16 protein-coding genes are annotated in these 16,243 nt (G+C 67.8%); 5 read left to right on the top strand and 11 right to left on the bottom strand.

The annotated features are described in order from the left end of the window. Positions 1-383 precede the first annotated feature (383 nt). On the top strand, positions 384-1,730 hold the full coding sequence (locus tag AC0685_RS27635) for an MFS transporter (RefSeq protein WP_478228196.1): 1,347 nt from the start codon (positions 384-386) through the stop codon (positions 1,728-1,730). A 10-nt stretch (positions 1,731-1,740) separates the two neighbouring features. Next, positions 1,741-2,469, top strand: a complete 729-nt coding sequence (locus AC0685_RS27630) for a dienelactone hydrolase family protein (RefSeq protein ID WP_478228195.1) — start codon at positions 1,741-1,743, stop codon at positions 2,467-2,469. Here AC0685_RS27630 and AC0685_RS27625 read toward each other — a convergent pair. The 3 genes from AC0685_RS27625 to AC0685_RS27615 form a co-directional block, all read right to left on the bottom strand. Continuing rightward, positions 2,456-2,689, bottom strand: coding sequence for a DUF6480 family protein (locus AC0685_RS27625; RefSeq protein ID WP_478228194.1), 234 nt, complete (start codon positions 2,687-2,689; stop codon positions 2,456-2,458). The genes AC0685_RS27630 and AC0685_RS27625 overlap by 14 nt on opposite strands. Positions 2,690-2,751: 62 nt before the next feature. Continuing rightward, positions 2,752-3,693 (bottom strand): glycoside hydrolase family 43 protein, encoded by a 942-nt coding sequence (locus AC0685_RS27620; protein WP_478228193.1) that lies wholly within the window; start codon positions 3,691-3,693, stop codon positions 2,752-2,754. A gap of 37 nt (positions 3,694-3,730) precedes the next feature. Continuing rightward, the gene (locus tag AC0685_RS27615; protein ID WP_478228192.1) at positions 3,731-3,988 is read right to left on the bottom strand and encodes a hypothetical protein; all 258 of its coding nucleotides are present in this window, start codon (positions 3,986-3,988) and stop codon (positions 3,731-3,733) included. 95 nt (positions 3,989-4,083) lie between these two features. On the opposite strand from AC0685_RS27615, the gene AC0685_RS27610 reads away from it, so the two are divergent. Beyond that, positions 4,084-4,380, top strand: a complete 297-nt coding sequence (locus tag AC0685_RS27610; RefSeq protein ID WP_478228191.1) for a DUF3040 domain-containing protein — start codon at positions 4,084-4,086, stop codon at positions 4,378-4,380. An 8-nt stretch (positions 4,381-4,388) separates the two neighbouring features. Here the strand turns inward: AC0685_RS27610 and AC0685_RS27605 are convergent, their stop codons facing one another. From AC0685_RS27605 to AC0685_RS27585, 5 genes are read right to left on the bottom strand one after another with little or no spacing between them, the layout of a single operon-like run. Then, positions 4,389-5,315, bottom strand: a complete 927-nt coding sequence (locus AC0685_RS27605) for a universal stress protein (protein WP_478228190.1) — start codon at positions 5,313-5,315, stop codon at positions 4,389-4,391. A gap of 20 nt (positions 5,316-5,335) precedes the next feature. Beyond that, positions 5,336-5,701 carry a dienelactone hydrolase family protein gene (locus tag AC0685_RS27600; protein ID WP_478228189.1) on the bottom strand — a complete coding sequence of 122 codons (366 nt, stop codon included), beginning with the start codon at positions 5,699-5,701 and terminating at the stop codon, positions 5,336-5,338. Beyond that, positions 5,698-6,027, bottom strand: a complete 330-nt coding sequence (locus AC0685_RS27595; protein ID WP_478228188.1) for a DUF8129 domain-containing protein — start codon at positions 6,025-6,027, stop codon at positions 5,698-5,700. Before AC0685_RS27595 ends, AC0685_RS27600 begins: the two co-directional genes overlap by 4 nt. Before the next feature lie 55 nt (positions 6,028-6,082). Continuing rightward, positions 6,083-7,177 carry a M20 family metallopeptidase gene (locus tag AC0685_RS27590; protein ID WP_478228251.1) on the bottom strand — a complete coding sequence of 365 codons (1,095 nt, stop codon included), beginning with the start codon at positions 7,175-7,177 and terminating at the stop codon, positions 6,083-6,085. Between the two features lie 50 nt (positions 7,178-7,227). Beyond that, the gene (locus tag AC0685_RS27585) at positions 7,228-8,736 is read right to left on the bottom strand and encodes an AbgT family transporter (RefSeq protein ID WP_478228250.1); all 1,509 of its coding nucleotides are present in this window, start codon (positions 8,734-8,736) and stop codon (positions 7,228-7,230) included. 159 nt (positions 8,737-8,895) lie between these two features. On the opposite strand from AC0685_RS27585, the gene AC0685_RS27580 reads away from it, so the two are divergent. Continuing rightward, on the top strand, positions 8,896-9,894 hold the full coding sequence (locus tag AC0685_RS27580; RefSeq protein WP_478228187.1) for an Lrp/AsnC family transcriptional regulator: 999 nt from the start codon (positions 8,896-8,898) through the stop codon (positions 9,892-9,894). On the opposite strand, the gene AC0685_RS27575 is transcribed toward AC0685_RS27580, so the two are convergent. The 3 genes from AC0685_RS27575 to AC0685_RS27565 all read right to left on the bottom strand — a co-directional run bounded on the left by AC0685_RS27575 (position 9,875) and on the right by AC0685_RS27565 (position 14,470). Further along, a complete protein-coding gene (locus tag AC0685_RS27575) occupies positions 9,875-10,906 on the bottom strand; it encodes a TolB-like translocation protein (protein WP_478228186.1) in 1,032 nt (343 codons plus the stop codon). The two genes, AC0685_RS27580 and AC0685_RS27575, sit on opposite strands and share 20 nt — an antisense overlap. A 16-nt stretch (positions 10,907-10,922) precedes the next feature. Further along, positions 10,923-12,482, bottom strand: coding sequence for a discoidin domain-containing protein (locus AC0685_RS27570; protein WP_478228249.1), 1,560 nt, complete (start codon positions 12,480-12,482; stop codon positions 10,923-10,925). A gap of 419 nt (positions 12,483-12,901) precedes the next feature. Then, positions 12,902-14,470: a discoidin domain-containing protein gene (locus tag AC0685_RS27565; RefSeq protein WP_478228185.1), complete on the bottom strand. Its 1,569-nt coding sequence runs from the start codon at positions 14,468-14,470 to the stop codon at positions 12,902-12,904. Between the two features lie 175 nt (positions 14,471-14,645). Between AC0685_RS27565 and AC0685_RS27560 the strand changes: the two genes are divergently transcribed. Next, positions 14,646-16,181, top strand: a complete 1,536-nt coding sequence (locus AC0685_RS27560) for a PucR family transcriptional regulator (protein WP_478228184.1) — start codon at positions 14,646-14,648, stop codon at positions 16,179-16,181. Positions 16,182-16,243: the final 62 nt, after the last annotated feature.

Here is a 16,243-nt window from a genome sequence, read left to right as displayed (position 1 = left end):
GCGCGTGAAGGCCCCCCTTCCCTCGGCTCAGGCGAGGAAACTCGACCTTCACACCTTGCCGAAGTACATGAAGGCCCCCCTTCCGTGCGCCTGGCACAAGGAAGGGGGGCCTTCATGTACTTCGGGCGGCATCGGCGCTCCGGTACCGAGCCCACCGAACGCCTCGTGAGTGGCGATTCGGGTTAGAACACGAATCGTCACTCACGACGGTCCAGCGAGCGTGTTGCGGGACCGGGCGCATCCCCACCCGCCCAAGCTATGCCCATTTAGACATGGCAGACCGCCAATTCGGCATTTGTGGCCTATGCCTCACGGTGTCAGGCTTCTGCCCAATCGCCAGCAGCCGCGATCGGCTGTCGCCCGAGTCGATTGGGTTTTCGCAGATGAACGCACCCGCGCCCCGCAAGATCGCCGCCGCCACGCTCGCCGGGACCACCCTCGAGTGGTATGACTTCTTCCTCTACGGCACCGCGTCCGCGCTGATCTTCAACAAGCAGTTCTTCCCCTCGCTGAGCCCCACGGTCGGCACCCTCGCCGCGTTCAGCACCTTCGCCGTCGGGTTCATCGCCCGCCCGCTCGGCGGTCTGGTGTTCGGCCACTTCGGCGACCGGATCGGCCGCAAGTCCACGCTGGTGGTGTCGCTGATGTTGATGGGCGTCGGCTCCACGTTGATCGGGTTGATCCCGAACTACGAGGCGATCGGCATCTGGGCGCCGATCCTGCTGGTCGCGATGCGGATCGTGCAGGGCATCGGGCTCGGAGGCGAAGGCGCGGGAGCGACTCTGATGTCGATGGAACACGCGCCCGCCGATCAACGGAACCGGTATGCCGGCTTCCCGCAGATGGGCACGCCTGCCGGTCTGGTGCTGGCGAATCTGCTGTTCCTCGGCAGCAGCGCGGTGATGCCCGCGAGCGCGTTCGCCGCGTGGGGCTGGCGAATCCCGTTCCTCCTGAGCTTCGTACTGGTCGCGATCGGCCTGATGATCCGGCTGAGGATCACCGAATCACCGTCGTTCACCCGGGCGGCTCAGGACGACAAGGTGGTCCGGTTCCCGCTCGGCGCGGCACTCAAGGTCGGCTTCGGCAGGCTCGCGCTCACCTTGCTGGTCGGCGTGGCGAACTCGGCGGTCGCCTACGTGTTCATGGTCTTCACCCTGTCCTACGGAACCCAGAACCTCCACTACGACCGGCAGTTCCTGATCCTGTCGGTGACCGGATCGGCCGTGCTGTGGTTCGCCACCATTCCGATCTGGACCCGGATCGCCGACCGCCACGGCAGGCGCACCATGTTCGTCGCCGGGTCTGCCGCGCTCCTGCTGTGGTGCCTCGCGTTCTTCCCGTTGCTGAACACCGGGAACACCGTTCTCGCGATGCTCGCGCTGGCGGGTATGGGCCTGGTCGTCCCGATCACCCACTGCGTGCAGGGCGCGATCATCGCGGACACCTTCCCGGTCAACGTCCGGTTCTCCGGTATGTCCCTGCTGCTGCAGGGCGGTGCGATCCTCGGCGGCGGGCTCGCTCCGATGATCGCCACCGCGGTGCTCAACGCCACCGGCTCGACCGCCGGCATCACCTGGTACCTGGCCGCGATCTGCGGCGTCAGCATGATCAGCGCGATGGCTCTGTTCCGCCTGATCCCTTCTCGCGCCGAGGAATCCACAGTGGACGGACCGCACGACGCGGTTCCGCTGTCCGTGAACACCCGCCCGGCCGGGTCCGGCGATCATTAGAGTCCGGTTCATGCCGGTCACCACACGCACGGTCGAGTACCCCGCCGACGGACTGACGATGGTCGGGCACCTCGCGCTCCCTACCGGTGCCGACCGCCGTCCCGCGGTCCTGATCGGGCCGGAAGGACCGGGGCTGAACGATTTCCAGCGACGCCGGGCCGACGCTCTCGCCGGGTTGGGGTACGTGGCGCTGGCCTTCGACATCAACGGCGGGCGCTGGTTCTCGGACCCCGACGAGATGCTGGCGTATGCGATGCCCCTGCTCGCCGACCCGGATCGGATGCGGGAGATCGGCCACGCGGCCCTCGAGGTGCTGCGGTCGGAGCCGCGGGCCGACCCGGACAGGATCGCCGCCATCGGCTACGGCACCGGCGGCGCGATCGCGCTGGAACTCGGCCGGGACGGTGTCGACCTGCGCGTGATCGGAACGATCAACGCACTGACCACGGGCCGTCCGGGCGAAGCGGCGCGCATCCGCTGCCCGGTCTGGGCCGGCGTCGGATCCGAAGACCCGATCATGCCGCCCGCGCAGCGAGAGGCGTTCACCGCGGAAATGCAGGAGGCGGGCGTCGACTGGCGGCTCGTGGTCTACGGCGGCGCCCAGCACGCCTTCCATCATCCCACGGTCGACCACGCCGTGCTCCCGGGCGTCGCCTACCACGCGCGGCACGCGGAACGGGCGTGGCGCGACGTCGTCGGCCTGCTCGACGAATGCCTGCCCGTGGTCAGCCCAGCTTGAGCCATCCCAGCGCCAGCGCGACGACGAACCCGCTCGCCAGGACGACGAGAACACCGATGAGGATCAGCCAGGCGACAGGCATCGCCTTGGAGGGCATCGGCTGCGGATGCGATAGCCCTGACGTCTGAGCCGAGTCGGGCGGCGTGTCGCCCGGTGCGACACCACCTCCTGGTTCGCGGTGTGTTTTCTCGGGTTCCGGGTCGGGCGGCTGGGCTGTCATCGCCGGTGCTCCTTCGGTCGGTTTCACCGTGCGGATACCCGAACGTCGGCGATGAAACCTTCTCAGCCGAGCTGGGGAACATCGTTCGGGAATCCGATGGGCAGCTGGTACATCCCGCGGGCGGTGCGGCCACCCCCGAGCCAGCCGTGGAAGTGGATATGGCCGTCGACGACGTCAGCCCCGCCCGGTGCGTCGACCTTGCCGCCGAGCAGATCGGTGGACAGGAACGGTGTACCGGCTTTCACGAACGGCCCGCTCAGCGCGGGCGCGGAGGCATATCCCTTGTGGTAGCCGGAACTTTGGAACGTGTCGGCGGAGTAGAACAACAAGTACCGGCTCGCCGTCTTCACCACCGACGGTGCTTCGACGACCGCGTTCTCCGACGCGAGATCGGCGCGCAGGAGCTCGATCCGCGGACCGTCCGGTGTCCGCCCGTCGGCGAGCAGTTTCTGTGACCAGATCGCGGCAGGCGGACCGACCGCCGCGCCGTCACTCTTGTAGATCAGGTACCGCGAGCCGTCCGAGTCCACAAAGGTCTGCGGGTCGATGTCACCGCCGTCGCCGGGGACACAGATCAGTGGACCGTCTCCGGCAGGCGTGTACGGCCCTTCGGCCTTCGCGGCGGTCGCGACGCCGATGCACATCTCCCCTCCGGGAGCCACCGCCGCCGAGAAGTAGAGCAGGAACGTACCGTCGGAAAGCCGGGTCACATCGGGAGCCCAGGACCCGCTGTCCGGTTTCGCCCACCGCGGTGCGGCCGCGAGAGCGTCACCGGCCACCCGCCACGGACCTTCCGGCGCCGGAGCGTGCGCATAGGGCACTTTCACCGCACCGGTGCTCGTGGAGAAGGCGAAGTAGCCGGAGTCGGTCTTGACGATGTCGGGGTCCGGGAAGTCCTGTCCGATGAGCAGCCTCGGTGTGCCGATGGCGGAGGCCGGAGGCGAGCTGAGAAGTGTCGCGGCCATGACCACGGCGAGGGTCAAGAGGCGATGCATGAACTTCATGACCGATTCTGTCGACGGGACGACGCGGTCGGCAGCGTCACCGGGGCCCTGCCACGCAGCAGTGCAGCCGATGGCAGTCCGGCCAGTCACCTTCCACGGCTACGAAAGCGAAATCCTGTTCGGCCAGCAGCCGTTTCGTCAGTTCGGAGCGCCACGAGCAGAACTCCGAAGTACCGTGCGACGCCTCGCCGATCAGCACATATCGAGCTGACGAGGTCCTCTCCAGCACCTCGTCCAGATCTCGCGGATCACGGAGTGGCCACGCCGCCCGCCTTGCCTCCGACACCGGGTCCATGGCGTTCGGCTCCCCGGAAGCCGACGCCGCGAACCGGCCTGTTTGTTCCGGGCCTCGACGGGTACGCGCGGGTACACGACGACAAAGGAGGCATCGTGCTACACCGAGACCGCCGCGTCCTGCAGAAGATCGAGGAAGACCTGACCGCGAGCGATCCCGACCTCGTGGCGGCCTTCGACCAGGTGAAGCGTCCGGCGAGCGTCCAGACCTGGTGGGCCGTGCTCGTCGTCGCCGAAGTCACCGCGATCCTCATGATCATGGTGGGTCTCTTCAGCGACAGGGGTTTGGTGTTCCTGGGCGGAGTCGCCGCCGCGAGCGCGCTCGTGTGGACGCACAACACCTTCCGGACGAAGCCGGCCGACTCCGCGGATCGAAGTGGTTCCGGGCCCTGACACCGGTCTCAGTCCTTGTGGTGACGGACCACGGCGACGGGACAGGGCGCGTGGTGAACCATGGCCCGGCTGACCGATCCGAGCAGAGCACGGCGGAGCGGTCCGCGTCCATGACTGCCGACGACGAGCAGCGCGGCACACTCGGCTTGCTCCGCCAGCGCATGAGCGGGCCGGTCCACGGCGATCACCCGGTGGACGGGGACGTCCGGATACCGTTCCCGATATCCGGCCAGCGATTCGTCGAGCAGGGGCTTTCCCCGTTCCTCGATGATCTCCCTGTCGTGCTCGGTAGGACTCACCGCCATCGCTTCGAGCGGAAGATCGGACCAGACGTGCAAGGCCACCAGCACGCAGCCGTGCCGGTCGGCGAAGTCGTAGGCGAACCCGATGGCCTCCACACTGGTCTCGGATCCGTCGACGCCGACCACGACCTTCCGATCGCAGTCCGCCGGCGGTTCGTCACCGGCTCGTACCACCACGATGGGCCGGTGGTAGTCGTGCAGGAGTTCGTTGGCCGTCGACCCGACCAGGAGCCTCGGCAGCGCGGTGAGCCCCGACGACCCGATGACCAGCAGATCCGCGTTCTCCGCGGCACGGGCCAGCGCGTCGGGTGCGCGGCCGGACAACAGCCGGGTCGAAACGGCCAGATCCGGCCATGCTCGGCGGCATTCCCGCGCGATGTCGCCGAGCATGACTTCGGCGTGCCGCTGTGCTGTTTCCTGACCTGCTTCGAGAAACCCCGGCCGCGGCCACGCCCCGCCACCCGGGGCCGCCTCGGGTACGGACGGGAACCCGACGACGTGGGCTACGACCAATCCACAGCCGCGGGCAGCGGCTTCCCCCGCGGCCCAGCGCACGGCCTTCCGTGCTTCTTCGGAGCCGTCGTAGCCGGTTACGACGGCTCCCTTGTCCATTGTGGATTCCGGTGCTGACATCACTGCTCACGTCCTGCCGGTCATGGCAAGTGCCGGTCGAACCAGTCCGTCGCCGGCCTCGCCACTTCGGCCAGCGCTCCCGGTTCTTCGAACAGATGGGTGGCCCCGGCCACGACCTCGATGCGGTTCGGCGCGACGAGTCGCCCGGCGGCGAGCCGGTTCAGCTCCAGGACCGGATGGTCAAGGCCGCCGACGATCAGCAGCGTCGGAGCTCTCACCTCGGTCAAGGCGCCGCTCGCCAGGTCCGGCCTGCCACCACGGGACACCACGGCACGAACGGATTTCTCCCTGGCCGCGGCGATCAGCGCCGCCGCGGCACCCGTACTGGCACCGAACAACCCGATCGGCAAGCCGCGGACCACCTCGTGGTGCCCGGTCTCGTTCACCGCGGTGACCACTCGGTCGGCGAGGAGCGGAATGTCGAAGCGCAACTCGCCGGTGCTCCGGTCGGCGCGTTCTCGTCCTCGGTCAGCAGATCCAGCAACAGCGTGGCGAACCGGTTGTCCTGCAGCACTTCGGCCACCGCACGATTATCGGCGACGACCTCGTCGAGACGGACCCGCAGCAATTCGAGGACCCGAGTACGCCCACCGTGTTCCTGCTCGTAGTCGATCAGTTCGCGCAGCTGTGGTCCCGTCAGTGCACGGATGCGGTGCTGAAGCGTCCCCGCGGGCAGTTCGTCGTAATTCGCCAACGGCAAGTGGTCGGCCATCGTGACCTCCTTTCGACAGCTCCGGGGATACCCACGCGGGAGGCGGGCAAACTCTTCAGGCGAGTGCCGCGATCAGCCCGATCGTCAGCGCCGTCCGTTCCGGGATGTGCCTCACGAGGATGTGTTCGTCGCGCGCGTGGGCGCCGCCTCCGACCGCACCGAGCCCGTCGAGCACCGGGCGGCCCAGCGCGGACACGAAGTTGCCGTCGCTCGCCCCTCCCACCGCGGTCTCCTCCAGCTCCCAGCCCTCTTCGGCGGCCACCTTCCGAGCGGTCGCGAACAGCGCCCGCGACGGGTCGTTCGGCGTCATCGGTGGTCGATTCCACTCCCCTTCGACCGAGACGGTCACGCGAGGATCGGCGGCCTCCAGGCCGGCGAACACCTTGTCTATCCGGTCCATTTCGGACGGTTCGGCGACGCGGATGTCGACGCCGCAGCTCGCGCCGCCCGCGGTGACGTTACGACCGGTACCGCCGGAGATGGTGCCGACGTTGACCGTGGTCCCGTGTTCACGCGAGCCCGCGGCCGCCAGCTGTCCGACGATCTCGGCGAGGGCGTGGATCGCGCTCGCTCCCGCGTACGGGTCCAGGCCCGCATGCGCCTCGACGCCGGTGGCGGTCACGTCGAACAGGCCGACCCCCTTGCGCGCGGTCTTCAGCTTGCCGTCCAGTGACGCCTCGAAGACAAGCGTGGCCAGCGCGCCTTCACTGGCCGCTTCGATGTACGGCCGCGAGTGGGGGCTGCCGATCTCCTCGTCGCCGTTGAAGAGGAACTTGACCGACGGATGCGGAAGGCCGAGTTCGCGGAGGCCTCGCAAGGCCCAGACCGACTGCACCAAGCCGAGTTTCATGTCGAACGCGCCCGGCCCGGTGACGCGGGCGTCCTCGTCGGTGTACGGCCATCCGGCGAGCGTCCCGGTCGGCCAGACCGTGTCGTAGTGGCTCAGCAGCAGCACCATTCCCGGCGCCGTCCCCGCATAGCTCAGTTCGAGCACGTCGCCGCGGACCGTGTCGGTGTGGCGGGCCTCGGCATCGGGTGCGCCGAGGCGGTCGAAGACCCAGGCCCGGATCGTGTCGAGGCCTTTGTCCAGCATCGGCTTGTCGTAGCTGTGCGTCTCCAGTTCGACGATCGTCCGCAGATCGTCGAGCATGGCCGGCAGTGCCTGGCGGGACCAATCCGTGTGTGACAAGAGAATCCTTTCTACCGAACGGGGGCACCGGGGCCGAGCGGGATGCCGAACACCCAGAACACGAAGAACAGCAACGTCCACACCACCAGCAGGGCGAACGAGAGCGGGACCGTCATCGAGAACAGCGTGCCGATCCCCGCCGAACGCCGATAACGCTGCAGGAAACCCAGCGCCATCACGAAGTACGGGCTCATCGGGGTGATCGCGTTCGTGCACGAGTCCGCGATGCGGTACAGCGCCTGCGTGGTCTCCGGCGGGATGTCCAGCAGCATCAGCATCGGCACGAACACCGGGCCGATCAGCGCCCATTGGGCGGAGCCGCTGGTGACGACCAGGTTCACCAGGGTCACCACGACGAGGATGCCCAGCATGATGACCGGTCCGGAGACGCCGGCGGATTTGAGCAGACCGGCGCCGTTGATCGCGGTGATCTCGCCGATACCGGTCCACTTGAAGTAGGCCAGGAACTGGGAGATGGCGAAGAACAGCACCAGGATCGGCGCCACCTCGCGGAATCCGTGTGCCATGAACCCCGGGATGTCGCGGCTGCTGGTCACCGTCCCGGCGACCTTTCCGTAGGCCCAGCCCGCCGCGAGGAAACCCAGCGCGAGGAAGATCGAGATGGAGGTCAGCAACGGTGACTCGATGATGCTTCCGCCCTTGCCGCGTAACGGCGACGACGCGGGCAGCACCGCCAGCACGAGGGCGATCACGAAGACGGCCAGCGCGATGAGCGCGGCGAGCAGGCCCCGTCGTTCCTGGCGGCTGAGCTGGAGCGAGCCGAGATCGTCCTCCTCCGCGTCGTCGTCGACGGGCATCGCCTCGGCGCGCCGCGCCAGGACCTTCTCGGTCACGAGCGTGATCACCGCGGCCAGCACGACCGACGAGGCGAGCGAGAAGAAGTAGTTGGCCAGTGGCGTGACCGAATAGGCCGGATCGATCGTCTGCGCCGCCGCCGTGGTCAGCCCGGACAGGATGGCGTCGGTCGGCGTGATCAGCGGGCTCGCGTCGTACCCGGCGGAGATGGATACGAACGCGACCACGATACCCAGGATCGGGCTGCGCCCCACCGCGCGGAAGGCCAAGGCCCCCAACGGGATCAGCACCACGTAGGCCGCGTCGGAAGCGACGTGGGACACCATTCCGGTGAATGCCAGCGCGAAGGTCACCCACCGCGGCGAGACCTTCGAAACACCGGACCGGAGCACGGCCGCGAGCAGACCGGACCTCTCGGCGACCGCCACGCCGAGCATCACCACGAGGATCGTGCCCAGCGGCGGGAAGGACGTGTAGCTCTTGACCGCGTCGGTCACCATCATCCGCACGCCGTCTGAGGACAACAGGTTCTTCGCCTCAACGGTCTTGCCCGTTGCCAGGTTCACCGCGGACACCCCGGCCGCGCTGAGCCCCCAGCTGGCCAGAGCCAGCACTGCGCTCAGGATGACGAAGAGCCAGAACGGGTGCGGCAGCTTGTTGCCGAGCCGCTCGACGCCGTCGAGCGCGCGCAGCAGGAGGTTCATCGGACGTGAGGTCGTTCTGGCCTGGCTGGAACTCACCGGCGCGGCTCCTTCCTGATCGGAGGCCCATTACAAACTCAAGCGAACGAATAGTGCAACCCTGAACTGTATTCCGCACGGAACAGTCACATAGGCGCGCCAGATGACTGATATATTCACCTCATGTTGACCGAACCCGAGCTGGACCTGATCGCGGCGCTCCAGATCGCCCCGCGCGCCTCGGTTGCCACGCTCGCCGAGGCGCTCGACGTCTCCGCCAGCACGGTGGGACGACGGCTGGTCCGCCTCGAGGAACAGCGGATCCTCCGGGTGATCGGCCAGGTCGAGTGGACGGCGAGGGCTCGCGGAAACCCGCGGCATGTCTGGGTCACGACCGAACCGGGCGCGTCCGGTTCGGCGGCGAAGGCGCTCGCGCGGTTTCCCGAGGTCCAGCTCGCGGCGGAGACGGCGGGCCGGTCGGACGTCTACCTGGCCGTGCACGTTCCGGACCGAGCCGAGGCACGCGAACTGCTCGCCGAGCGCATCCCCGGGGTGCCGGGCGTGGCGGGGACCCATTCGGAACTGGTGCTGCGGGCGCTGACCAGGGCCGACTCCTGGCGTCTGCACCGGCTGAGCGAAGAGCAGCAGAAGATCTTGTCCCGCGATCAGGTGATACCGGCCGCGCCGGACGGATTCGACGCCGACGAGGTGGGCTCGGACGAGCGGCGGCTCATCGGGCTGCTGGCGGGGAACGGGCGGATCACCGCGGCCGAAGCGGGCCGGAGCCTCGGCCTCAGCCAGTCCACCGCCTACCGGCTGATCCAGTCGACGTTGCGGCGCGGCATCGTCCGGCCACGCGTCGAGGTGGAACCCGCGCAGCTCGGCTACGAACTGGAGGCGGTCATCGCGCTGACCATCACCCCGGGCGCCATCCAGGCCGTGGCCCGGGAATTGGCGCGGCATCCGTCGGCGCGGTACGTGTCGATCGTCGCCGGCACCGCTTCGGTCATCCACCAGGGCGTGTTCCGGAACGAGGACGAAATGGCCGACTTCCTCACCAGGGACCTCGCTCCCTTACCCGGGATCACCGCACTGCAGGTCTCCGTGGTGTTGCGCATGCTGCGCCGGTACTGGCTGTACCGGGAGGACGGGAGATTCGCCGTTATCGACGAGCCGTCGTGACCGACGGCGACGACGCCAAGGGGACCAGAAGGCGCGGTGATCCGGTGCCGTCGGCGGGCACGGACCAGATGTCGCTTTCCTTGCCGTCCCCGCGCGGCAGGCCGTAGGCGATCGTGTCGTTGTCGAGCCAGACCACCTGGTCGTCGATGCTGCGCGCCTCCGCGAGCGGGGTCTCCCGCATCGTGGTCAGGTCCAGCACATGCTCCCGCCAAGGCCGGACGTCGCCGTCGGCCACGCGTTTCTTGAACGCGAGTTTCGTGCCGTCCGGCGACAACGACGGACATTCCGCGTTCTCCCGCAGGGTGCGCGCCTTCCACGCCTCGTTGTCGCCCTCCACGAGATAGGTCCGCCCGCCGGTGGCGACCGTGGCGAAGAACGTCCGCTCGTCGGTGGCGAACGTGACACCCCAGTAGTTGACGTCCTCGCCCCGGTGGACCGCGTCCCCGATCCGCAGCGGGATGCCCTCGATATTGCTCGAAAGCTCGTTCCGTTCGCGATCCATGATGGCCGTTCGCGTCGAGAAGGTGCCGGGCGTCGAGTACGAGTCACCGGTCACGAAGGTGGTCCAGCTCCCCATCCGGCCACCGGGTGAGAGTTTCGCGCGGTTGGGGATGCCGGGGACGTCGACGCGCTTGACCTCGCCGAGCGCGGAGTCGACGAATTTGGCGACCGCGCCCGGCAGCGGCGTGGGTTCCTTCGCCAGGCACAGGCCGCCGTCGACCGCCGTGTAGAACCGTTCGCAGCCGAGTGAACTGATCCGTCGCGGGCCCCCGGGTTCGAAAACGGGGACCGATGCGACGTTCCCGTACCCCGGCCCCGGCGCGCCGTTGCGGAACAGCAGCCTCCCCGGCTCGCTCAGTACGACCCGCCCCGAGGAATCCACCGCGACCGCCGCGTCGGCCGTCCGCCGCTCGGGGCTGTTCGCCTTGGCCTGCACCACGTACACCACCGAGGCGGCGGCGAGCGCGGCGACACCCGCCAGCGCCACGACGAACTTCACCGGGAGCTTCATTCCGTCCCCTTTCCTGTCACCGGCAGGTGTACGGGCCCGCTTTGTCAAGCAGTTCCCCGTTGGTGCCGATGATCTCCCAGGAATAGGTCTTCCCCTTGAGCACCAGCTTCATCACCCCGTGCTTGCCCAGGATCTTCTCCACGCCTTCACGGGCCTTGTAATCGAGATAGAGACTGTCTCCGCCGATACCGGCGATGACCGACCGCATACCGTTGGCCTCGTCGACATGCCCGTTGACGTCCAGCGGCTTCGTCCGCTCGTAATGGTGATCGTGCCCGGCGAACACTACGTCCGCCTTCGCCCTGGCCAGCACGTTCCACAACGGCGCGATACTCTTCGCGTCGCCGGAATTCCCCGAGTTGAAGCGCGGGTGGTGCCAGTATCCGGCGATACAGGACTTCTTCGTTTTCGCCAGATCCTTGCGCAGCCACGCCACCTGCTCAGCGCCCCCGCCGTTGTACACCGGGTCCGAATCGAGCGCGACGAAGTGGAAGGCGCCGACGTCGAAGCTGTAGTATGGCTTCCCCTTCGGTGTCGCGATCTTCCCAAAGTACTGCTTGTATCCCGCCAGCTCGTTGTTCCACTCGTGGTTGCCCGGTGTGGGTTTGGTGATCTTCTTGAACTTGCCCCAGGTCTTGTCGTAATAGGTCCGGAACTCCTCGATGGTGCCGTCGACGTATTGGTTGTCGCCGACCGTCAGCACGTACCGGGGGTTGATCTTGCTCACCAGCTCCGCCGTCCGCTGGTGCTCGGACGGCAGCTCCGCCTTGGCGATGTCGCCGGCGAGCGCGATGACGATGCCGTCGGACGCCGTCGGCCGGGTGGACGCCTTCACCGGCACGGTCGATCCGGACAGGTTCCCCGCCGCGTCGCGCGCCCGCACCGCGTACTGGAAGTCGAAGCCCGACGCCAGCGACGTGTCGGTGTAGGAAGTCGTCGTGGACCGGCCGATGACGTTGCCGTTGCGCAGGACTTCGTACTCGGTGACCCCGACGTTGTCGGTGGACGCGGTCCAGCCGAGCGTGATGCTTTCGGTGGTGGACGACGTCTGCCGGAGCCCGGTCGGCACCGACGGCGGCTGGATGTCGCCGTCACCGGTCCGGGCGCCGTAGACCTCCAGCTCCCACAGCGAGTACCCGTAAACGGTCGCCCGCGCCGTGCCGAAGATCCGGACGTGCCTGGCCGAGGTGTTCAGCCCGGTGAACTCGTCGAGGCCGCCGTCGCTGCCCACCACGGTTTTCACGTCGCTCCAGTTCTGGCCGTCGTCGGACGCCTGGACCTGATAGTCCTTCGCGTGGGCTGATTCCCAGAAGACCTTGATCCGGCTGATGTCCGCCGGACCGCCGAGGTCGACCGCGATCCACTGTGGATCGCTCTCCAGACTGGCCCAACGGGTCGTCGAATCGCCGTCGACGGCGAGCGCGCCACTGAAACCCTCACTCTCCACGGTGGAGGTCGTGGTGCGTTTGCCGACCGACAGCAGGGATTCCGCCGGTCCGGCCGCTGCACTGGAAGCGATCACGGGCTGAGCGAGCAGGACGATCGCCGCGATCGCGGCGGTGCCCGGCTTCACCATTCGATTCACCTGTACTCCTGGATGGACTTAAGGCGTGTTTCATGTTGAGGGGTAAGCAATGTGTCATGTCTTGACTAGGGGCTACCGATGGCGAGTCGGTGGTGGAGCCTGGCGCGTTCTTGACCATCCACAAGGGACGCCGGCCAGGCAGTAATGTTCGTTTTGGACACTTTGCGCGGGGTCGTGAGTGGTAATGAGCGTTCTAACCGTCATTATCACTCACGACCTCGCCCGAAAACCGCACATTCATACACGAACAAGACATATCACCGTCCGAAAGTGTCCCTTGTGGACACTTAACGCCCGGCGGGCTCCCGTGGTCAGTCCGAAACTCGCCACGTTCGCCCTTCGGCTCGATAGCCCGAATCGCCACTCACGACACCGGGTCCGGTGCCGCGTTCGGCACCGGACCACGGCGATCAGCGGCAGGTGTACGGTCCCGCCTTGTCGAGCACATTCCCGTTGGTGTCGTGGATTTCCCAGGAGTAGGACTTCCCGTTCAGCATCAGCTTCATCACCCCGTGCTTGGCGAGGATCTTCTCGACCCCTTCACGCGCCCTGTAGTCCGTGTAGAGGTAGTCGCCACCGATGCCGGCGATGACCGAGCGGACGCCGTTGGCCTCGTCGACGTGGCCGTTGACGTCCAGCGGCTTCGTCCGCTCGTAGTGATGATCGTGTCCGGTGATCACCATGTCCGCCTTCGCGTTGGCCATCTCGTTCCACAGCGGCGCCATCTGCCTCTTGTCCCCGGAGTTCCCCGAGTTGAAGCGCGGGTGGTGCCAGTACCCGATGACGCAGGACTTCGTGTTCTTCGCCAGGTCGTTGCGCAGCCAGTTCACCTGGTCGGACCCACCGCCGGTGTAGATCGGGTTCGAGTCCATCGCGACGAAGTGGAAGTCACCGATGTCGTAGCTGTAGTACGGCAAACCCTGCGGGTACGCGATCGCGCCGAAGTACTCCTTGTAGCCCCTGAGCTGGTCGTCCCATTCGTGGTTGCCCGTTGTGGGCTTGGTGATGCTCTTGAACTTGCCCCACGTCTTGTCGTAGTGCGAGCGGTATTCGGAGATGGTGCCCTTGTGGTACTGGTTGTCGCCGACGGTCAGCACGTACTTCGGGTTGATTCTGGCGACCTGGTTCGCGGTCCCCTGGTGCGTGGAGAAGAGCTCCGGGTTGGCGATGTCACCCGCGAGCGCGAGGGTGACGGGGCCGGTGCCGCCCGGCTGGGTCGCGGCCCTGATCACCGGACTCGCCGCGGAGACGTTGCCCGCCGCGTCCCGTGCCCGCACGGAGTAGCCGAACTCCACTCCGGACGCCAGGCCGCTGTCGGTGTAGGTGGTCGTCGCCGTGGTCCCGACGACGTTCCCGTCGCGGAGCACCTCGTACTCGGTGACCCCGACGTTGTCGGTGGACGCGGTCCAGCCGAGGGTGACGCTGTCCGTCGTGGTGGCGTTCGTGGCGAGACCCGTGGGCACCGTCGGCGCCTGCGTGTCACCGCCGCCGACGCGATCACCGTAGATTTCCAGCTCCCACAACGAGTAGCCGTAGGTCGTGCCGCGAGCCGTGCCGTGGACGCGGATGTGGCGTGCGGTGGCGTTGAGGCCGAGGTGTTCGTCGATGCCGCCGTCGCCGTCGACGACGGACTTGATGTCGGTCCAGGTCCTGCCGTCGGCCGAGCCCTGGATCTTGTACGTCTTGGCGTAGGCGACTTCCCAGTTCAGTCTGACCTTGGTGACGGTCGCGGTGGCGCCGAGGTCGACGGCGATCCATTGCGGATCGACCATCTCCTCGCTCGCCCACCGGGTCGTGGCGTTGCCGTCGACGGCGTTGGCGCCGCCGAACTCGACGCCCTCGACCGACGAGGTCGTGGTCGGTTTGCCCCCGGACAGCAGTGATTCCGCTTGCGCGGTGGTACCCGACGAGATCAAGGTCTGCCCCAGCAGGGCCAGCGTCGCCACCGCGACACCGGCCAGGGGTGTTCTCCGTTTCATGCGAACTCCTCGACGTTGCGGAGTCGGCGAGTACCGGCGGTGGGCGGCGACTTGTCAGCCGGAGTCGCTTTAGTTAAGTAAGTTTCCTAACGATTGCAGTGTAAAAGGTTCCTAAACTCACAGTCAACGGGTGAACGCGTCGTGCCCGGCACCATTTGATGGCAGGGTCGCGGCCATGGTGACGCTGGATCGGCTCGTGAACGTCTTGGGTGGGTACGGGGCACGGCTGTGGTGCTGCCCGGTGTCGCGCGAGGCGGCCTTGCGCGATGTGGTGATGCACGACGCCGCCGACCCCCGCGACCTGCGCGGGGACGTGTACCTCGCCGTCGGGACTGACTCCGTCGCGACGGCCGTCGAGCTGGCCGCGGCGGCACGGGCGTCGGTCGTCCTGGTCCGCGGGTCGGCGCCCGATCCGGCGGCGGCCGAACGTGCGGAGCGCGGCGGCGTCGCGGTGCTGCTGGTGGAGCCGGATGTGTCCTGGGGTCAGCTCGCCGGCGTGGTCTACGGCCTCGTGTTGGAAGGCCGCGAGACCGAGTCGGGACGCGGTCCGACCGATCTGTTCGCGCTGGCCGACAGCCTGGCGGACGCGCTCGGCAGCGCGGTGACCATCGAGGACCGCCTCTCCCGGGTCCTGGCCTACTCCAGCCGGCAGCACCTGGCCGACCGGGCGCGATTGGAGACGATCCTCGGCAGGCGGGTACCGGAACCGGTCCGCGAACTGTTCGAACGGCGCGGCGTGTTCGCGCATCTCGCGGAATCCGACGAGCCGCTGTTCGTCGAAGCCGATCCCGAACACGGACTGACCGGGCGCATGGTCGTCGCGGTCCGCGCGGGCCGGGAGCTACTGGGCTCGATCTGGGTGGAATGCGACCGGCCGTTGACCGACGCGCGGCGCGCGGTCCTGCGGGACAGCTCGCGCACCGTCGGCCTGCACCTCCTGCGGTCTCGGGCGAGCGCGGACCTGGAGCGGCAGGTCGAGTCCGATCTCGTGATCAGGCTGGTGGAGGGAACGCCGGACGCCGCCGCCGTGCTCAGCAGGCTCGGCCTGCCTCCCGGCCGGTTCCGGGTGATCGCGCTCCAGGCCCATATCGGCGACGAGCGTCACGCCGCGCTCCTGCTCGCGTTCGAGCGGGCGACGACGGGTTTCGGCTGGTCACGGCCCGGCCGCAGCACGTTGTTCAGCAACACCGTCTACACGGTCCTGCCCGGGGACGATGTCGGGGCGGCCAGGGCATGGGTGCGTTCGATCCGCGAGGCGCTGCCCCGGCAGGTGACGATGCTGGCCGGGATCGGTGCGGGCGCGGCGTCGGCCGAACTGCCGGCCAGCAGGCTGGAAGCGGACGAATGCCTTGCGTTGCACGCCGTGCGGCCGGGCACGAAATCCGCGATCGCCTACGACGAGGCCTGGGACGACATCCTCGTGCAACGGCTGCGAGCCGCCGCGGCGTCCGGCAGGGCACCGGCCCGCGGCCCGATCACCGAGTTGCGGCGGCACGACAGTGCCAACGCCACCAGTTACGTCGCGACGTTGCGTGCCTGGCTCGAGGCACAGGGGGATCTCGCGGAGGCCGCCGAGCGGCTGGAAGTCCACCCGAACACGATCCGCTACCGGCTCCGGAAGATGGCGGAGGTGACCGAACTCCGCCTCGACCAGCCCGCGAAACGGCTGGCGATGATCATCGAGCTGGCCGTGTCCGATCCGGCCCCTTGACCGTTCCGGCCAAACCGACCCGCCCGGATTGTCGGAACCGGACAATCTCCACCGTCCGGATC

The organism is Amycolatopsis sp. NPDC043889, from assembly GCF_056435645.1.
Note: the sequence above shows the minus strand (reverse complement) of the source record. Positions and strands in the feature narration are given on the sequence as shown.

Bases quoted from the DNA above. Each gene is read 5' to 3' on its own strand.
- AC0685_RS27635 (WP_478228196.1), top strand. From the start codon at position 384: ATGAACGCACCCGCGCCCCGCAAGATCGCCGCCGCCACGCTCGCCGGG.
- AC0685_RS27630 (WP_478228195.1), top strand. From the start codon at position 1,741: ATGCCGGTCACCACACGCACGGTCGAGTACCCCGCCGACGGACTGACG.
- AC0685_RS27625 (WP_478228194.1), bottom strand. From the start codon at position 2,689: ATGACAGCCCAGCCGCCCGACCCGGAACCCGAGAAAACACACCGCGAA.
- AC0685_RS27620 (WP_478228193.1), bottom strand. From the start codon at position 3,693: ATGAAGTTCATGCATCGCCTCTTGACCCTCGCCGTGGTCATGGCCGCG.
- AC0685_RS27615 (WP_478228192.1), bottom strand. From the start codon at position 3,988: ATGGACCCGGTGTCGGAGGCAAGGCGGGCGGCGTGGCCACTCCGTGAT.
- AC0685_RS27605 (WP_478228190.1), bottom strand. From the start codon at position 5,315: ATGTCAGCACCGGAATCCACAATGGACAAGGGAGCCGTCGTAACCGGC.
- AC0685_RS27595 (WP_478228188.1), bottom strand. From the start codon at position 6,027: ATGGCCGACCACTTGCCGTTGGCGAATTACGACGAACTGCCCGCGGGG.
- AC0685_RS27590 (WP_478228251.1), bottom strand. From the start codon at position 7,177: ATGCTCGACGATCTGCGGACGATCGTCGAACTGGAGACGCACAGCTAC.
- AC0685_RS27585 (WP_478228250.1), bottom strand. From the start codon at position 8,736: ATGAACCTCCTGCTGCGCGCGCTCGACGGCGTCGAGCGGCTCGGCAAC.
- AC0685_RS27580 (WP_478228187.1), top strand. From the start codon at position 8,896: ATGTTGACCGAACCCGAGCTGGACCTGATCGCGGCGCTCCAGATCGCC.
- AC0685_RS27575 (WP_478228186.1), bottom strand. From the start codon at position 10,906: ATGAAGCTCCCGGTGAAGTTCGTCGTGGCGCTGGCGGGTGTCGCCGCG.
- AC0685_RS27570 (WP_478228249.1), bottom strand. From the start codon at position 12,482: ATGGTGAAGCCGGGCACCGCCGCGATCGCGGCGATCGTCCTGCTCGCT.
- AC0685_RS27565 (WP_478228185.1), bottom strand. From the start codon at position 14,470: ATGAAACGGAGAACACCCCTGGCCGGTGTCGCGGTGGCGACGCTGGCC.
- AC0685_RS27560 (WP_478228184.1), top strand. From the start codon at position 14,646: ATGGTGACGCTGGATCGGCTCGTGAACGTCTTGGGTGGGTACGGGGCA.